Raw genomic sequence first — 16,009 nt, forward strand, 5'->3', positions numbered from 1 at the left:
CCTACAGCTCCACCAGCGCCTGCACCGGCAGGTGGTCGCTCGGGTACTGCCCGTCGCGCGCGTAGGTGAGGATCTCCGCGCGGCGTGTGCGGACCCCGGGCGAGGCGAGGATCCAGTCGATGCGGTCGCCGTCCGGCACCAGCGGCTCGTAGCCGTGGAAGGTGCCGTACAGCGTGCTGCGGCTTTCGGCCGCGTCCCAGGTGTCGGTCAGTTTCCCGTCCGAGAGCAGGGTGTCGTAGACGGGGTTGGCGTGCGCGGGGACGTTGAAGTCGCCGGTGACCAGGCGCGGGAGCGCCGCATCCAGCTCGCCGAGCCGGTCGGTGATGAGGTCCGCCGAACGTGCGCGGGAGTGCTGGTTCTGGTGGTCGAGGTGGGTGTTGAGGTGGAACAGCTCGCGGTCGGTGACCAGATCGCGGAACCGTACCCAGGTGACCATCCGGATGACGGTGTTGCCCCACGTCGTCGAACCGATCAGCGCGGGCTGGTCGGAGAGCCAGAAGTGGTCGTATGCGAGCGGGAGCAGTCTGCGGACGTCGTAGAAGACGGCCATGAACTCATCCCTGCTGCCGCCGGCCCGGCCGGTGCCGATCCAGTCGTAGCGGGATCTGCCGAGGTCCGCCGCGATGTCCTTCAGCTGCGCGTAGAGCCCCTCCTGGGTGCCGATCAGGTGCGGGCGCTCGCGCTGGAGCAGCGCCCGGGTGACCGGGCGCCGCTCGGGCCAGCTGTGGGGCGGGGTCGCGGAGGCGTACCGCAGGTTGAACGACATGACACGGAGCGTCCGGCTCCGGCCGCCGCCCCCGGGCCGGCCCGGCTGCTGGGCGGGTACGGCGCGCGCGGTGGCGGCGTGCGCACCGGCGGCGCCGGCCGCGAGGGGGACGGCGAGTGCCGCCGCCGCGGCGGTGCGGATGCCGCCTCGGCGGGTGAAGCGTGGTGCGGCTGACGACATGTGAGTCCTCCCTGGGTCCTGAGTGGATCTGGGTGGTTCTCGTGCGCGCCCCGCGGGGCTTCAGCTCCTGCTCTCCGGGCCCGCCAGGTGCCGGGCGATCACCATGCGCTGGATCTGGTTGGTGCCCTCCACGATCTGCAGGACCTTCGCCTCGCGCATGTACCGCTCGACGGGGAAGTCCGCCGTGTAGCCGTAGCCGCCCAGCAGTTGCACGGCGTCGGTGGTGACGCGCATGGCGGTGTCGGTGCAGAAGAGTTTGGCCATCGCGGCCTGCCGGGAGAACGGCTCGCCCGCGTCGCCGCGCCGCGCCGCGGCGAGGTAGAGGGCACGCCCGGCCTCGATCTGGGTGCCCATGTCGGCCAGCGCGAAGCGCAGCCCCTGGAAGTCGGCGAGGGGGCGGCCGAACTGCTCGCGCTGCGCGGTGTAGACCAGCGCCTCGTCCAGCGCGGCCTGGGCGAGGCCGACGGCGCAGGCCGCGATGCCCAGGCGTCCGGCGTCCAGGGAGGAGAGGGCGACGGTGAAGCCCTGCCCCTCCTCGCCCAGCCTGCACGTGTCGGGGACGCGCACGTCGTCGAAGTGGACCTGGGCCGTGGGAGAGCCGTTCAGCCCCATCTTGCGCTCGGGCGGTGCGGCGCTCAGCCCCTCCGCGTCCGCGGGGACGAGGAAGGCGGTGATGCCGCGGGGGCCGTCCTCGCCGGTGCGGGCCAGGACGGTGTAGAAGTCGGCGACACCACCGTGGGTGATCCACGCCTTGGTGCCGTTGAGTACCCAGCCCCCGCCGCCCGCACCGCCCCCGCCCTCCCGGACGGCGCGGGTGCGCAGGGAGGCGGCGTCGGAACCCGAGGCGGGCTCGGACAGGCAGTAGGCACCCAGCAGACCGCCGCCGAGCATGTCGGGCAGCCGTTCGGTGCGCTGCTCCTTGCTGCCGAAGTGGGCGAGCCCGTGGCAGGAGAGGGAGTGGACGCTGGTGCCGAGCCCGACGGCCAGGCGCGCCGCCGCGAGCTCTTCGAGGACCTGGAGGTAGACCTCGTAGGGCTGACCTCCGCCGCCGTGCTCCTCGGCGTAGGGGAGGCCCAGGAGGCCGGAGCGGGACAGGAGGCGGAAGGTCTCGCGCGGAAAGGTGCCGGCCGCCTCTTCCTCGGCGGCCGCCGGCTTGATCTCGCGCTGCACCAACTCGCGTACGAGGCCCAGCAGATCGCGCGCCTCGTCAGTGGGCAGTGCGCGTTCCACCGGCTGGGGACCGTCCTGGGGCATGGTGCGCGCTCTCCTTCGGATCGGGGAACTGCGGCGGTCGCGCCGGGGTGTGGCGGGCCGCCGTGGGTGCCGGCCCGCGCGGGCCGGGAGTGCCGCTGCCTCAGCCGTGATACTGCACCGTCGGGTCGCGACGGTGGCTGACCAGCGGCTGCGGCGAGTTGGAGTATGCCCGATCGCGCGCCCTTCGTCACCGGCGCAGGGACGTGAGCTGGGCGAGGGGCGGGGGTGAACGGGCGGCGGCGCGACCGTGAACGGAAATTGGTCCGAACCATTGACGCACTGGTCTAGTCCTTCTACATTCCCGGAACGTACGACAGGCACGGCCGCAGCACCCCGTCCCCCGCACCCCACACGCGAGGTGAACCATGCTCGGACCGGAAAGACGTCCCTTCGCTCCCACCCACCACCCCGGGTCTTCTCCCACCCACCACCCCGGGTCTTCTCCCACCCGTCGCACCAGGCGCCAGGTGTCGCCGCCCTCCAGGCGCCGCGGACTCCTCGCCTTCCTCGGTGCCCTCTGCGCCGCCGTCCTGGCCACGACGCTGCTGTCGGCCACGGCGTCGGCAGGGCCCAGGGAGGCGACCGCACCGGCCGCCGCCTCGAAGGCGTCCACCCGGGCCGCCGGGTCGCAGACGGCCGCGGGCAAGACCGTGGGCTACTTCACCAACTGGGGCGTCTACCAGCGCAACTACCACGTCAAGAACATCGAGACCTCCGGCTCGGCGGACAAGCTGACCCACATCAACTACGCCTTCGGCAACGTCCAGGGCGGCAAGTGCACCGTGGGTGACAGCTACGCCGACTACGAGAAGGCCTACACGGCCGACCAGAGCGTCGACGGCCAGGCCGACACCTGGGACCAGCCGCTGCGCGGCAACTTCAACCAGCTGCTCAAGCTCAAGAAGAAGCACCCGGACCTGAAGATCCTGTGGTCCTTCGGCGGTTGGACCTGGTCGGGCGGCTTCGGGCAGGCGGCCCAGAACCCGGCCGCGTTCGCCGAGTCCTGCTACAACCTGGTCAACGACCCGCGCTGGGAAGGCCTCTTCGACGGCATCGACATCGACTGGGAGTACCCCAACGCCTGCGGCCTGACCTGCGACACCAGCGGCCCCGACGCCTTCGCCGACCTGACGAAGGCACTGCGCGGCAAGTTCGGCGACCAGCTCGTGACGGCGGCCATCAGCGCCGACGCGTCCGCGGGCGGCAAGCTGGAGGCCACCGACTACAAGACCGCGGCACAGTACGTCGACTGGTACCTGCCGATGACCTACGACTACTTCGGCGCCTGGGACGCCAAGGGCCCCACGGCCCCGCACTCCCCGCTGACCTCGTACGAGGGCATCCCGAAGGACGGCTTCAACACCGAGGCCACCGTCGCCAAGCTCAAGGAGATGGGCGTACCCGCAAGCAAGCTGCTGTACGGGCTCGGCTTCTACGGCCGCGGCTGGACCGGCGTGACGCAGTCCGAGCCCGGCGGCACGGCGACGGGCCCCGCACCGGGCACGTACGAGCAGGGCATCGAGGACTACAAGGACCTCAAGACCCGGTGCCCGGTCACGGGCGAGGTCGCCGGCACCGCCTACGCGCACTGCGGCAACCAGTGGTGGAGCTACGACACCCCCGAGACGATCGCCGCCAAGGGCGACTGGGCCGCACAGCAGGGGCTCGGCGGCACCTTCTTCTGGGAGCTGAGCGGCGACACGGCGAACGGAGAACTGATCAAGGCCATCAAGTAGGCGTGTGAGGGGGGCGTGCACGCGTGGCACGCCCCACTCCGCACCGCGGGTGGCGGGCCGCAGGCCCGCCACCCGTTCGCTGTCCGCGCCTCACCTGCGGACGCCTCGGCCCGCGCGTGCACGGTCGAGCAGGCTGACGCCGAGCGCGGCGAGAACGATCTGGATGATCAGCTCGATCCAGTCGAAACCCCGGGTGTCGGCGACACCCACGGCGCCGGCGATCGCCGTACCGATGAACGCGGCGACGATGCCGACCAGGATCGTCCACAGGAACCCGATCCGCTGCCTGCCCGGGAGCACCAGTCGCCCGAGCGCGCCGATGACCACGCCGACGACGAGCGTGCTGATGACACCGGATATGTCCATGGCCCACCTCTCAGCCGGGAGGAATCCCTCCGCCTCCGAGTGTCCCGGAACGGTGCGGATATGTCGGCCGCTGCGGGGCCGGCGGAGGGACACCGGCACGCCGGCGCACGGGCCCCTCCCCCGCCCGACGGCGGACCCGTCGCAGGAGCGAGGCCGGCCGGTCGCAGGGACGCTGTCACAGGCGGCTGGGAGACTCCCGGCATGACGAACGGCACGGGGGCGAACGGCACGGGGGCGGGGGAGGGAGGGGCGCACACCACGCGGCCGCGGGACGCCCGCCGGTGGGCGCTGGCCCCCGCGGGCGGCGGCCGGGTGCGGGTGTGTCCGCTGGACGCGCGGGGCGGCCGCGCGGGCCCCGTGCGGACCGAGGAGTCGGCGGCGGCCGCGGTGCGCGCCGGTGAAGGGGTCGCGCGGTGGGTGTGGCGGGCGACGGCCGAGGTCCAGCCCGGCCTGCTCGCCGCGGGCGTGCGGGTGGAGCGGTGCTACGACGTGGAGGCCGCCGAGGCGCTGCTCCTCGGTCACGAGGGCCGGGCGGGGGACCCGCATACGCTGCCCGCGGCCCTGGCACGGCTGCGCGGGCTGCCCGTGCCGCCCGACCGGCAGCCCGTCCACCGCGAGACCGACCCGCAGCCCTCGTTGTTCGAGACGGGCCCTGTGCCGCTGCCCGACGGTGTCGACCCCCTCGACGCCCTGCTGGAGGTGTACGCGGCGCAGGTGGAGCGGACGGAGCGGACCGAGCATCCCGCGCGGATGCGGCTGCTGCTCGCCGGGGAGTCCGCGGGCACGCTCGTCGCCGGGGAGATGGGCCACGCGGGGGTGCCGTGGAGCGCGGAGATCCACCGCGAGCTGCTGGCCGAGCTGCTGGGCGAGCGGTACGCCGGCAGTGGCCTGCCGCGCCGGCTGGTGGAGCTGGAGGAGGAGGTGTCCCGCGCGTTCGGGCCCCACGAGCGGGTGCGGCCCGATCTGGCCGCCGACGTCCTGCAGGCGTTCGCACGCCAGGGAATCCGGCTGGGCTCGACGCGGGCCTGGGAGCTGAGGAAGGTGGACCACCCGGCGGTCGAGCCGCTGCTGCGGTACAAGAAGCTCTACCGGCTCTACACCGCGCACGGCTGGAGCTGGCTGCGCGCGTGGGTGCGCGAGGGGCGCTTCCATCCCGAGTACGTTCCCGGTGGTGCCGCCTCGGGGCGCTGGACCACCAACGGGGGCGGGGCGCTGCAGATTCCCAAGGTGGTGCGCCGTGCCGTGGTCGCCGATCCGGGCCGGCGCCTGGTGGTCGCGGACGCCGACCAGATGGAGCCGCGCGTCCTGGCCGCCGTCTCCCGCGATCCGGGCCTGATGGCGGTGGCCGGCAGCGAACGCGACCTGTACACGGCCCTCTCGGAGCGGGCGTTCTCCGGTGACCGCGCCCAGGCCAAGCTGGCCCTGCTCGGCGCCGTCTACGGCCAGACCAGCGGCGACGGCCTGCGGAACCTGGCCGCCCTGCGCAGACGGTTCCCCGCAGCGGTCGCCTACGTGGACGAGGCGGCCCGCGCGGGCGAGGAGGGCCGCCTCGTCCGTACCCACCTGGGCCGTACGTGTCCGCCCGTGGGGCGCGAGGACGGCGGGTCACCCGGGGACGAGGCCTCGGGGACGGGCCCGGAGGCCGGCGAGGGCTTCGCGGGGGCGGACGGGGAATCCGGCCGGGCCGGCGCCCGGGCGGCGGGCGCGGTGCGGGCGAGGGGCCGCTTCACCCGGAACTTCGTGGTGCAGGGCAGCGCGGCGGACTGGGCGGTCCTGATGCTGGCCGGGCTGCGGCAGCGGCTCGCGGAGCTGACGGCCGAACTGGTGTTCTTCCAGCACGACGAGGTCATCGTGCACTGCCCCGCCGAGGAGGCCGACCCGGTGCGCGAGGCCATCGACGCCGCAGGCCGGCAGGCCGCCCGCGCCGCCTTCGGTGACACCCCGGTCCGCTTCCCCTTCACCACCGCCGTCGTGCGGTGCTACGCCGACGCCAAGTGAGAGCCGACGGCACGGCGAGCGGACGCGGGAGTGTCGGGAGACGATCGAGAGGGCAGCCGTGCCCTGACCCGGGGCCGGACAGCGCCCCGCCACCGACACCCGCACGGAGACACCCGGAAGGACGCACATGCCGGAAGGGACGCACATGACAGCGACAGCCCAGATCGGCGTCACCGGATTGGCCGTCATGGGGCGCAATCTCGCCCGCAACTTCGCCCGGAGCGGCTGCACCGTCGCGCTGCACAACCGGACCGAGGCCCGCACCCGGGACCTGGTGGACGCGTTCGGGCACGAGGGCGCCTTCGTCCCCACGAGGTCGCCCGAGGAGTTCGTCGCCGCCCTCCGGCCGCCGCGCTGCCTGGTGGTGATGGTCAAGGCGGGCGGGCCGACGGACGCGGTGATCGAACAGTTCGCGCGGCTCGTCGAGGCCGGTGACGTGATCGTCGACGGCGGCAACGCGCACTTCGAGGACACCAGGCGCCGCGAGGCCGCGCTGCGTGAACGCGGTGTCCACTTCGTCGGCACCGGGATCTCGGGCGGCGAGGAGGGCGCACTGCTGGGCCCGAGCATCATGCCGGGCGGCTCGGCGGAGGCGTACCGCTCACTCGGCCCGCTGCTGGAGCGGATCGCGGCCCGCGCCCCGGACGGCGCACCGTGCACCACGCACCTGGGCACCGACGGCGCCGGACACTTCGTGAAGATGGTCCACAACGGCATCGAGTACGCCGACATGCAACTGATCGCGGAGGCCTACGACCTGCTGCGCGGGGTCGCGGGACTGGAGCCGGCCGAGATCGCCGAGGTCTTCCGGCGCTGGAACACCGGGCGCCTGGACTCCTACCTCATCGAGATCACCGCCGAGGTCCTCACCCACACGGACGCCAGGACGGGCCGGCCGTTCGTCGACGTCGTCGCGGACCGTGCCGAGCAGAAGGGCACCGGGCGCTGGACCGTCCAGACGGCGCTCGACCTCGGCGTCCCGGTGCCCGGAATCGCCCAGGCGGTCTTCGCGCGGTCGCAGTCGGGCCACGCCCGGCTGCGCCGGGCGGCGGCGTCGCTGCCGGGGCCGGGAGCGGCCGAGCAGGCGCCCTCGCGCATGGCCGCCGACGAGGCGGAGCGCTTCGCCGCCCAGGTCGAACAGTCCCTGTACGCCTCGAAGGTCATCTCCTACGCGCAGGGCTGGGACATGCTGCGGGCCGGGAGCGAGGCCTACGACTGGGGCATCGACCTCGGGTCCGTCGCCGCGATCTGGCGCGCGGGCTGCATCATCCGTGCGGCCTTTCTCGACCGGATCCGTGGCGCCTTCACCGAGCGGCCGGACCTTCCCACACTGCTGGCCGATCCGCAGTTCGCACAGGAGCTGGGCGAGGCGCAGGACGCCTGGCGCGGCACCGTCGCCGCGGCGGCCCGGCACGGGGTGCCCGCGCCGGGAATGTCGGGGGCGCTGGCCTACTACGACGGGCTGCGCGCCGCCCGGCTCCCCGCCGCCCTCACCCAGGCCCAGCGTGACTACTTCGGCGCCCACACCTACCGGCGCGACGACCGCGAGGGCACCTTCCACACCCGGTGGGGCGGCGACCGCACGGAGGACCGTACGGACTGACCGCGTGGGGCGCGCCGCCGCGCTCTTCGTCACAGCCGGGTAGCCGTCGTGTCCCCGCTCGGTCCCCGCGCGCCCCGCGAGGCACCCCGCCCGCCCCCCTCGTGCGTCCTGACCAGCGAGAGAACGAAGACCCGATCACGAGGGGGACCCGATGGCTTCCGGCTGCCGCGACTGCGCGACGTGCACGAAATCAGGCCTGGGAAAGCTGGTGCAGCACACCGTCGTCGGCCTGGTGTACCTGTGCACGCTGGGCATCGCCTACGTCCTCAAACGGGGGCTGCGGCGCCACTGCCCGCAGTGCGGACATCTGCTGTCCCGCCACGCCCGGCGTGCGGACGGCTCGTTCCGCGACTGAGCGGCAGGCGCCCGCACCCGAAGTTCCGGCTCCCGCATCCGAGTTGTCCGCGGGGGCCGCCCGGTGCACACTGTCCGCCCTGGAGAACCGGCACGCGAGATCGGCCGGTTCACGGTGGCGGGGAACCGGGGGGGAGCGAGGAGCTGTGGCGAACGGACGACGCGTGTGGCAGTGGGCCGGTGCACGAGCTCATCGCGGTCGTCTGCGCCGGCCACCCGTGACGGCACGGGAGTTCGCAGGGGGCGTCGCCGGGTGAAGCCGGGGCGGCCGCGGACTCTCAGGCCGTGTGCGCGCCCGGGGTGTGGCCGAAGACGCGTCCGAAGACGTCGATGAAGGCGCTCGCCGAGGACCAGCCGCACCGGTGCGCCACCGTGGTGACGGGGGTGTGCTCGGCGAGCAGCAGCAGGGCGTGCTGGAGGCGCAGTTGGGTGCGCCACTGCGGGAACGTCATGCCCAGGTCGCTGCGGAAGAGCCGGGAGAGGGTGCGGGCGCTCGCGCCGGTCTGGCTGCCCAGCTGGGCCAGGGTGCGGTTGTCGGCCGGATCCGCGTACAGCAGGTCGCACACGGCACGCAGCCGCGCGACGGTGGGCGCGGGCAGGTGCAGCGGCTGCTGCGGGGAGGCACGCAGCTGATCCAGCAGGACGGCCCGCAGCCGTCGCCGCTCGGCACTGCCGTCCCCAGGGGAGCGCGTGGAGGCGAGCAGCAGCTCGCGCAGCAGCGGGCTGACGCTCAGCGCGGTCGGCTCGTCGAGGCCGAGCGGGTTGACGGCCGCGGGCAGGCCGAGGAAGTGCAGCTCCAGGTCGCCGCGGGCCTGGTGCGCGTGCACGGTGCCGGCGGGGATCCACAGGGCGCGGTTGGCCGGCGCGACCCAGGACCCGCCGTCGGTGGTGACCAGGACGACTCCGCGGGCGGCGTAGACGATCTGGTGGTCGTCGTGCCGGTGCGCGTCGATGACCTCGCCCGGCGTCAGCCACCGGGAGCGGGTGGGCGCCCCGGCCTCGTGGCGGACCTCGCGGTCGTGGCCTGCCCGGGGTGCCGGCGCGATCTGGCGGGTTTCCATCAGTGGTTGGCAGCTTATCGAAAGCGGGACAGCCCCTCGGGCGCGGATCGTGGGCGCCGTGCCGAAAAACACGCCGGGAAACATACCGAGAAGCACGCCGGGCAGCCCGTCGCGCGAGGGAACGGGCAGGTCGGCCATCCCCCTGCTGTCCGTCGGGCACGGCTGCGTGGACGTCTACCAGGGCGCCGTGGCGGCCCTGGTCCCCTTCTTCGTCGCCGAGCGCGCCTACTCCTACGCCGCGGCCTCGGGCCTCGTCCTCGCCGCCTCCCTCCTCTCCTCCGTCGCCCAGCCCCTCTTCGGGGCGCTCACCGACCGGCGGGCGCTGCCGTGGCTGCTGCCCGCCGGCACGCTCCTGGGCGGTCTGGGGATCGCGCTGAGCGGGCTGAGCGCGTCCTACGCGCTGACGCTGCTGTGCGTGGCGGTCTCCGGGATCGGCGTGGCGGCCTACCACCCCGAGTCCGCCCGCGTGGCGCGGCTCGCGAGCCGGGGGCGGCACTCGGCGATGGGCTGGTTCTCCCTGGGCGGCAACCTCGGGTTCGCCGCGGCTCCGCTCATGGTGACGGCCGTCGTCGCGTGCGGTGGACTGGGCTACTCGCCCCTGTTCGTGCTGCCCGCGGTTCTCGGCGGCGCGCTGTACCTGCCCGTCGCGCGTGCGCTGAGGGCGTTCGGCCGGAGCGCGGACGGTGCCGCGCCGCGCCCGGGAAGCGACGACGGCCGCTCCTTCGTCCGCCTGTCGCTGGTGGTGGTCTGCCGGTCGGTCACGTTCGTCGGGCTGAGCACGTTCCTGTCGCTGTTCGCGCAGCAGCGCACCGGGGGCGGCGCGGCCGCGGGTACGGCCGCGCTGTGCGTGCTCTATCTCGGTGGCGCGGTGGGCACGGTGCTCGGCGGCGGCCTGGCCCACCGGTGGGGCAGGGTGGCCGTGGTCCGCCGGGCCTACCTGGTCACGGTGGCGGCCGTCGCCGGAACGGTGCTTGTTCCGGGCCCGCTCCTGTACGTGTGCGTGGCGCTGACCTCGGCGGGGCTGTACGTCCCCTTCTCCCTCCAGGTCACCCTCGGCCAGGACTACCTGCCCAGCCGCGTGGGAACGGCCAGCGGCTTCACCCTCGGTCTGGCGGTCAGTGTCGGCGGCCTGGCCGGGCCCGCCATCGGGGCCCTCGCCGACGCCACGTCGCTGCGGACGGCGCTGACGCCGCTGATCGTCATGCCCGCGCTGGCGTGGCTGCTGGCCCGAACCCTGCCGGAGCCGGGCCGGCTCCGGCCGACGCGCGGCGGGGCTACTCCCCGCCCGCCTGCTGCTTCTCCCTCGCCTCCGGCTCCTCCGGCTCCTCCGGCGGGGTGAGGATCTTCTTCACGACGCGGCGCTGCTTCGGCGTGCGGTCGGGTTCCACGCGCTCGCCGTAGTACCAGAAGTAGAGCCGCCGGCGCAGGGCTCCCGTGCGGCGGGCCTCGTCGGCCGTGAGCCGGGGCGGGACATCCCTCACCAGGATCGTGTGCTGCTCGGCACCGGCCAGCGGCGTACGCGCCTCCTGGTAGCCGCCGGCGACCTGTTCCACCTCTCCCGTACCGTCTCCGGTGCGCAGCCGGACCCGGTCCTGGGCCTGCAGCCCGAGACACACCCTCCTGGTCAGCCAGAAGGCGAGCGGGGGCGCGAGGAAGAACGCACCCCGGAAGATCCACGTCAGGGACTCGATGGGCCAGGTGAACAGCACGGACAGCACGTCCTGTCCGCCCGCGCCCAGCAGCACGGCGTACGTGGTGACGCCTGCGACGCCGAGCCCCGTGCGCGTGGGCTGGTCGCGCGGGCGGTCGCACAAGTGGTGCTCCTTCCAGTTCCCGGTGACCCACCGTTCGAGGAACGGATAGGCGTACAGGACGAGGAAGAGCAGCGAGGGGATGACGACCCCGGGGATGAAGGCGTCCCAGACCACGGTGTGCCCCCACAGCCTGGTCTCCGCCTGCGGCATCAGCCGCAGCGCTCCCTCGATGAAGCCGACGTACCAGTCGGGCTGGGAGTTGATGCTCGCCTGGTCGGCGCGGTAGGGCCCGTAGGTCCAGATGGGGTTGATCTGCAGTGTGGCCGCCAGCAGCGTCAGCACGCCGAACACCGCGAGGAAGAGGCCGATCGACTTCGCCGCGTACTGCGGCACCATCGGCTTGCCGACCACGTTGCGGTTCGTCCTGCCCTTTCCCGGCCACTGGGTGTGTTTCAGGTAGACGACCAGGAAGAGGTGCACGGTGATCAGCGCGATGAGCAGGCCGGGGATGAACAGGACGTGCGAGATGAACAGCCGTGGGACGATCTCGTGCCCGGGGAACTGGCCGCCGAAGACGAAGAAGCTGACATAGGTGCCGACGATCGGGATCGAGATCATGATGCCCTGGAAGGTGCGCAGTCCCGTGCCGGACAGCAGGTCGTCCGGGAGGGAGTAGCCGGCGAACCCCTCCAGGAGGGAGAGTCCGAACAGCGTCACTCCGATGACCCAGTTGACCTCGCGGGGCCGCCGGAAGGCCCCGGTGAAGAAGATGCGCAACAGGTGGATCCCGATGGCGGCCACGAACACCAGTGCGCCCCAGTGGTGGATCTGCCTGATGAGCTGGCCGCCCCGGATCTCGAAGGAGATGCGCAGCACCGACGCGTACGCCTCGGAGGCGTCGACGCCCCGCAGCGGGATGTACGCCCCGTGGTAGGGCTTCTCCGCCATGTCGGGATGGAAGAAGAACGTCAGGTAGCTGCCGGTGAGCACGAGGACGAGGAAGCTGTAGAGGGCGATCTCACCGAGCAGGAAGGACCAGTGGTCGGGGAACGCCTTGCGGAGGAGTTCCTTTCCGGCTTCCATCAGCGGCAGGCGTCTGTCCAGCGCCCGGGAGGCCCCCAGTGCCCGCTCCCGCCGTCTCGCCTGCCGCGCCTTCCGTCGCAAGAGCAGCACCTGCGCTCGCCTCCTGGCCGCTGTCCCGTGGTGGTGGCGCCGGCATCTCCCGTGGGACTCCTACCGGTCGCCCTTGCAGCGGTCCCGGGGCGGCGAAGCCTTCAAACGCCGCCTTCCCCCAACGGAGTCGCGCCCTGGGACCTGTGCGGGGCGCGCGGGGTGTGCTCAGGGCTCGACGACGTGAGCCGCCCTCGCCCGCGCCGGTACGGGGGCGCTCTCCTCCCGCTGCCGCCCGCGTTCCTCGGCCGCGATCCACCGCCAGGTCAGGGCCGCCGCGACGAGTCCGACCGGAAGCATGCCGACGATCATGGCCAGGCCGCCGGCCGCGTGCCCGCGGGCGAGCGTCGCCACGACAGGGATGTCCAGGAGGGGGGCCGCGACGAAGAGGTAGAGGCAGCGTCCCGCGTCGCTCAGCCGTCTTCCCGGGCCGAGGACGGGCAGCCAGAACGCCAGCCCGGCGGCCACCAGTACGGCGTACATCGCGGCGCGGACCACCGTGCCCGGCGCCAGGAAGCTCTCCGCGAGCGTGACCGCCGCGTGCGCGAGGACGAACCCGGCCAGCGCGGTGCCCGGCGGCGGGGAGAGCCGCCGGGCGACGCCGTCCCAGGGCAGCCGGCCCCGCGCGGCCAGCAGGAGCCCCGGCAGCACGGCCGACAGCAGCAGTCCCCACCCGGCCATCGTCCAGATGCCCCCGGCGTGGTGAGGGGCCGTCATACGCTCCCCCGGCTCCGCCGTCTGAGGGCGAGGACGGCGGCGACGAGCAGGAGCGGTCCCGCGACGGCGACCAGCCAGGAGCCGAAGACGAACATCAGCCCGCCCACGGCGAGCCCGCACGCGGTGAGGAGGACGACGGCCCCGCCGGTGCTCGGCACCCGGTAGCGCGTCAGCTCCAGCGGGCCGCGGGAGCAGGAGACCAGCACGGCGCAGCACGCCAGTACGAGCACGAGGAAGGCTCCCGCCCACAGCAGCAGCGCCAGTTCGCTCTCGCCGTACGCAGTCAGGACACCGAGCAGCACGGCGTTGAGGCACGCCCAGCCGCCGACGACCACGGCACCGGGGTGGCGCCGCAGCCGGCGCGGCACCGGCCCGCTCACGCGCGCTCCCCGTTCGGGGTCCGCTGCGGTCTGCGGTGCCGCCCTTGCCGCATCCGGGCGTCGAGGAGGGGCGCGTTGCTGGTGATGGGGGGAAGCGGGTGCGCGGTGGTGAAGTTGTACCGCGGCGGCGGCGAGGGGGCGGCCCACTCCAGCGAGTTGCCCTGCCAGGGGTCGGCGGGGGCCGGGACGCGCCGTCTGAACGCCTGCTGGAGGTTCAGGACGAACACGATCATCGCGGCGGCGAGGAACCCCGCGCCGATGGAGGCCAGCAGGTTGAGCAGCCCGAAGCCCGCCCACTCGGGGTAGGTGGCGACGCGGCGCGGCATGCCCAGGTAGCCGAGGCCGAACATCGGCAGGAAGGTCAGGTTGGTGCCGATGACCATCAGGGTGAAGTGGACGCGTCCGAGCCGCTCGTCCAGCATCAGCCCGGTGACCTTCGGGAACCAGAAGTAGATCGCGGCGAAGAGGCCGAAGGCGCTGCCGGCGAAGAGCACGTAGTGCAGGTGGGCGACGATGAAGTAGCTGTCCGTCACGTGGTAGTCGAGCGCCGGGGTGCCGACCATGATGCCGGTGAGGCCGCCGATGAGGAACTGCGGGATGAACGCCAGCGCGAACAGCATGGGGGTGCGGAAGACGAGGCGCCCGCCGAGCACCGTACCCACCAGGGCGAAGTACTCGATGCCCGCGGGCACGAGCAGGGCGATCGAGGTCAGCGAGTAGTAGTCGTTGGTCGCCTGTCCCGTGGCGAACATGTGGTGGCCCCACACGCTCATCGACAGCGCCGCGAAGACGAGCAGGGAGATGACGGTGCCCTTGTAGCCGAAGAACCTGCGCCGGGAGAAGACGGCAAGTACCTCGCCGACGGCACCCAGGTAGGGGAAGAACATCACGTAGACCACCGGATGGCCGTAGAACCAGAACAGGTGCTGGTAGCCGATGTTCCACGCGTTCGAGTCGAAGACCGTGGGGTCGGCCCTTCCCACGGCGAGCATGACCAGCGCGGCGAGCAGCGAGGGGAAGGCGCCGATCACCATCAGGGTGGCGGCGATCATCGACCAGGTGAAGACGGGCATCCGCAGCATCGTCATGCCCCGGGCCCGCTTGCGCAGTGCGGTCCACAGCACCGCCCAGCCCATCAGCAGCGCCCCGACGGTGGCCATGAAGACGCCGACGATCCACAGCGGGGTGCCGTCGCCCGGCGAGTAGGTCGAACTGGCCATCGGCGGGTAGGAGAACCAGCCGTCCGCGTGCGCGCCGGTCGGCATGGCGAAGCCGGAGAGCATCAGGACGGCCCCGAGCGCGTAGAGCCAGTAGCCGAACAGGGTGGCGCGCGGCATGGCGACGGCGGGCGCGCCGATCTGGAGCGGCACCAGGTAGACCCCGAGCCCGATGGCGAACGGGGTCATGACCATGTAGATCATGCCCGAGCCGTGGATGCTGAACATCTGGTTGTACGTCGACGACCCGAAGAAGTTCTGCCCCGGCTGCGCGAGCTGACTGCGCATCAGCAGGGCGAGGACGCCCATCAGGAAGAACAGGACGATCGCGGTCGCCATGGTGAGCAGCCCGACGCGCTTGTGGTCGGTGGTGGTCAGCCACCCGAGCCAGGAGGCCGGCCGTACCGGTCGGGAAGCGCCGGTGGGCTGGGCGGCCTGTGGTGGTGAGTCGGCGGGCGGATCGGGCGCCAGGGTCATGCCGCCGCTCCCTCGGTGGGACCGTCCTGCTGGTGCTGGGACACCCAGTCGTCGTACTCCTCGGGGGAGACGGCCTTGAGCCAGAACTCCATGGCGTGATGGCGGTCACCGCAGAACTCGGCGCACCGGCCGATCCAGCGGCCCTCCTTGTCGACGGTGAAGGTGAAGCTGTTGGTGTGGTCGGGGAAGGCGTCCATCTTGTAGCGGAGTGCGGGGACCCAGAGGGAGTGGATGACGTCCTGCGAGGTCAGTTTGATCCGCACGGTCCGCCCCGTGGGCACGACGAGGGTGGGCAGCCGGCCATCGCGGCAGTTCGCCGTGGTGGTGGCCGCCTGCGCGCCGTCGGAGCGCTGCTCGTGCGCGCCGTCGGAGCCGTGCCCGCCGTCCGCGGCGTGATGTGCCTCTGCGGGGTGGTGCGTGTCTGCGGCGTGGTGCGCGCCTGCGGCGCGGTGCGTGTCTGCGGCGTGGTGCGTGTCTGTGGCGCGGCGGGCGTTCGGCTCGTGGCCGCCGTCCGTGGGGCGGTGGGCGTCGGGCTCGTGGCTGCCGTGGGCGGCCTGGTGGGTGCCCGGGGCGGGGTGGGTGAATTTCCAGCACCACTGGAAGGCGGTCACGTCCACCTCCACGGGGGAGGCCTTCTCCCCGCCGCGCCCCGCTGCCTGGGCGTCCCCTCCCGGGTGCATCCAGTCGTTGGCCGAGGCCGTGTAGACCACGAGGCCCGCCGCGATGACGACCAGCGCCGCGAGATAGCTCACCTCCAGCCGCGGGCGCTCCGAGCGGGGCGAGGGGCCGACCCCGGCCCCCGCGCGGCGCCGGATCAGCGAGTAGAGCAGCGCCGTCAGCACCAGGAGAAAGACCACTGAGGCGATCACCGTCTCGACGGTGAGGACCTGAGCGAAGACGCGCCGCTGTTCCATGCTGGCTCCTCCCGCACCGCGCTGTATGCCCGGTATGCGGGGAAACCGTACGCACGACTCCT

Annotated in this window: 14 protein-coding genes; 5 read left to right on the plus strand and 9 right to left on the minus strand. The window is 72.9% G+C overall.

Annotated elements, in window-relative coordinates; translation table 11 throughout:
- Position 1: 1 nt before the first annotated feature.
- Both MMF93_RS04500 and MMF93_RS04505 read right to left on the minus strand, forming a co-directional pair.
- Positions 2–946: an endonuclease/exonuclease/phosphatase family protein gene (locus tag MMF93_RS04500; RefSeq protein ID WP_242749738.1), complete on the minus strand. Its 945-nt coding sequence runs from the start codon at positions 944–946 to the stop codon at positions 2–4.
- Positions 947–1,006: 60 nt separating this feature from the next.
- The gene (locus MMF93_RS04505) at positions 1,007–2,200 is read right to left on the minus strand and encodes an acyl-CoA dehydrogenase family protein (RefSeq protein WP_242749740.1); all 1,194 of its coding nucleotides are present in this window, start codon (positions 2,198–2,200) and stop codon (positions 1,007–1,009) included.
- A gap of 365 nt (positions 2,201–2,565) precedes the next feature.
- Between MMF93_RS04505 and MMF93_RS04510 the strand changes: the two genes are divergently transcribed.
- Positions 2,566–3,936, plus strand: a complete 1,371-nt coding sequence (locus MMF93_RS04510; RefSeq protein ID WP_423835351.1) for a glycoside hydrolase family 18 protein — start codon at positions 2,566–2,568, stop codon at positions 3,934–3,936.
- A gap of 90 nt (positions 3,937–4,026) precedes the next feature.
- On the opposite strand, the gene MMF93_RS04515 is transcribed toward MMF93_RS04510, so the two are convergent.
- The gene (locus MMF93_RS04515; protein ID WP_242749742.1) at positions 4,027–4,302 is read right to left on the minus strand and encodes a GlsB/YeaQ/YmgE family stress response membrane protein; all 276 of its coding nucleotides are present in this window, start codon (positions 4,300–4,302) and stop codon (positions 4,027–4,029) included.
- A 201-nt stretch (positions 4,303–4,503) separates the two neighbouring features.
- Here MMF93_RS04515 and MMF93_RS04520 point away from each other — a divergent pair, with 201 nt between their 5' ends.
- From MMF93_RS04520 to MMF93_RS04530, 3 genes are all read left to right on the plus strand, one after another.
- A complete protein-coding gene (locus MMF93_RS04520) occupies positions 4,504–6,300 on the plus strand; it encodes a bifunctional 3'-5' exonuclease/DNA polymerase (protein ID WP_242749744.1) in 1,797 nt (598 codons plus the stop codon).
- A gap of 145 nt (positions 6,301–6,445) precedes the next feature.
- Complete coding sequence (gndA, locus tag MMF93_RS04525) at positions 6,446–7,903, plus strand: NADP-dependent phosphogluconate dehydrogenase (RefSeq protein ID WP_242749746.1); 1,458 nt, start codon at positions 6,446–6,448, stop codon at positions 7,901–7,903.
- A gap of 151 nt (positions 7,904–8,054) precedes the next feature.
- Positions 8,055–8,258, plus strand: a complete 204-nt coding sequence (locus tag MMF93_RS04530) for a hypothetical protein (RefSeq protein WP_242749748.1) — start codon at positions 8,055–8,057, stop codon at positions 8,256–8,258.
- Positions 8,259–8,535: 277 nt separating this feature from the next.
- Here the strand turns inward: MMF93_RS04530 and MMF93_RS04535 are convergent, their stop codons facing one another.
- On the minus strand, positions 8,536–9,318 hold the full coding sequence (locus tag MMF93_RS04535; RefSeq protein WP_242749750.1) for an AraC family transcriptional regulator: 783 nt from the start codon (positions 9,316–9,318) through the stop codon (positions 8,536–8,538).
- Positions 9,319–9,463: 145 nt separating this feature from the next.
- Between MMF93_RS04535 and MMF93_RS04540 the strand changes: the two genes are divergently transcribed.
- A complete protein-coding gene (locus MMF93_RS04540) occupies positions 9,464–10,657 on the plus strand; it encodes an MFS transporter (RefSeq protein ID WP_242757251.1) in 1,194 nt (397 codons plus the stop codon).
- Here the strand turns inward: MMF93_RS04540 and qcrB are convergent.
- From qcrB to MMF93_RS04565, 5 genes are all read right to left on the minus strand, one after another.
- Positions 10,593–12,245, minus strand: coding sequence for a cytochrome bc1 complex cytochrome b subunit (gene qcrB / locus MMF93_RS04545; protein WP_242749752.1), 1,653 nt, complete (start codon positions 12,243–12,245; stop codon positions 10,593–10,595). The genes MMF93_RS04540 and qcrB overlap by 65 nt on opposite strands.
- Positions 12,246–12,410: 165 nt before the next feature.
- Positions 12,411–12,959: a hypothetical protein gene (locus tag MMF93_RS04550; protein WP_242749754.1), complete on the minus strand. Its 549-nt coding sequence runs from the start codon at positions 12,957–12,959 to the stop codon at positions 12,411–12,413.
- Entirely contained in the window at positions 12,956–13,339 is a 384-nt protein-coding gene (locus MMF93_RS04555; protein ID WP_242749757.1) for a hypothetical protein, read from the minus strand. Before MMF93_RS04555 ends, MMF93_RS04550 begins: the two co-directional genes overlap by 4 nt.
- Positions 13,336–15,033 (minus strand): cytochrome c oxidase subunit I, encoded by a 1,698-nt coding sequence (locus MMF93_RS04560; RefSeq protein ID WP_242749759.1) that lies wholly within the window; start codon positions 15,031–15,033, stop codon positions 13,336–13,338. Before MMF93_RS04560 ends, MMF93_RS04555 begins: the two co-directional genes overlap by 4 nt.
- A complete protein-coding gene (locus MMF93_RS04565; protein ID WP_242749761.1) occupies positions 15,030–15,947 on the minus strand; it encodes a cytochrome c oxidase subunit II in 918 nt (305 codons plus the stop codon). The genes MMF93_RS04560 and MMF93_RS04565 overlap by 4 nt, the downstream gene beginning before the upstream one ends.
- Between the last annotated feature and the right edge of the window lie 62 nt (positions 15,948–16,009).

Origin of the sequence: Streptomyces tubbatahanensis (assembly GCF_022699385.1) — a bacterium.
GTDB classification, from domain to species: Bacteria; Actinomycetota; Actinomycetes; order Streptomycetales; family Streptomycetaceae; genus Streptomyces; species Streptomyces diacarni.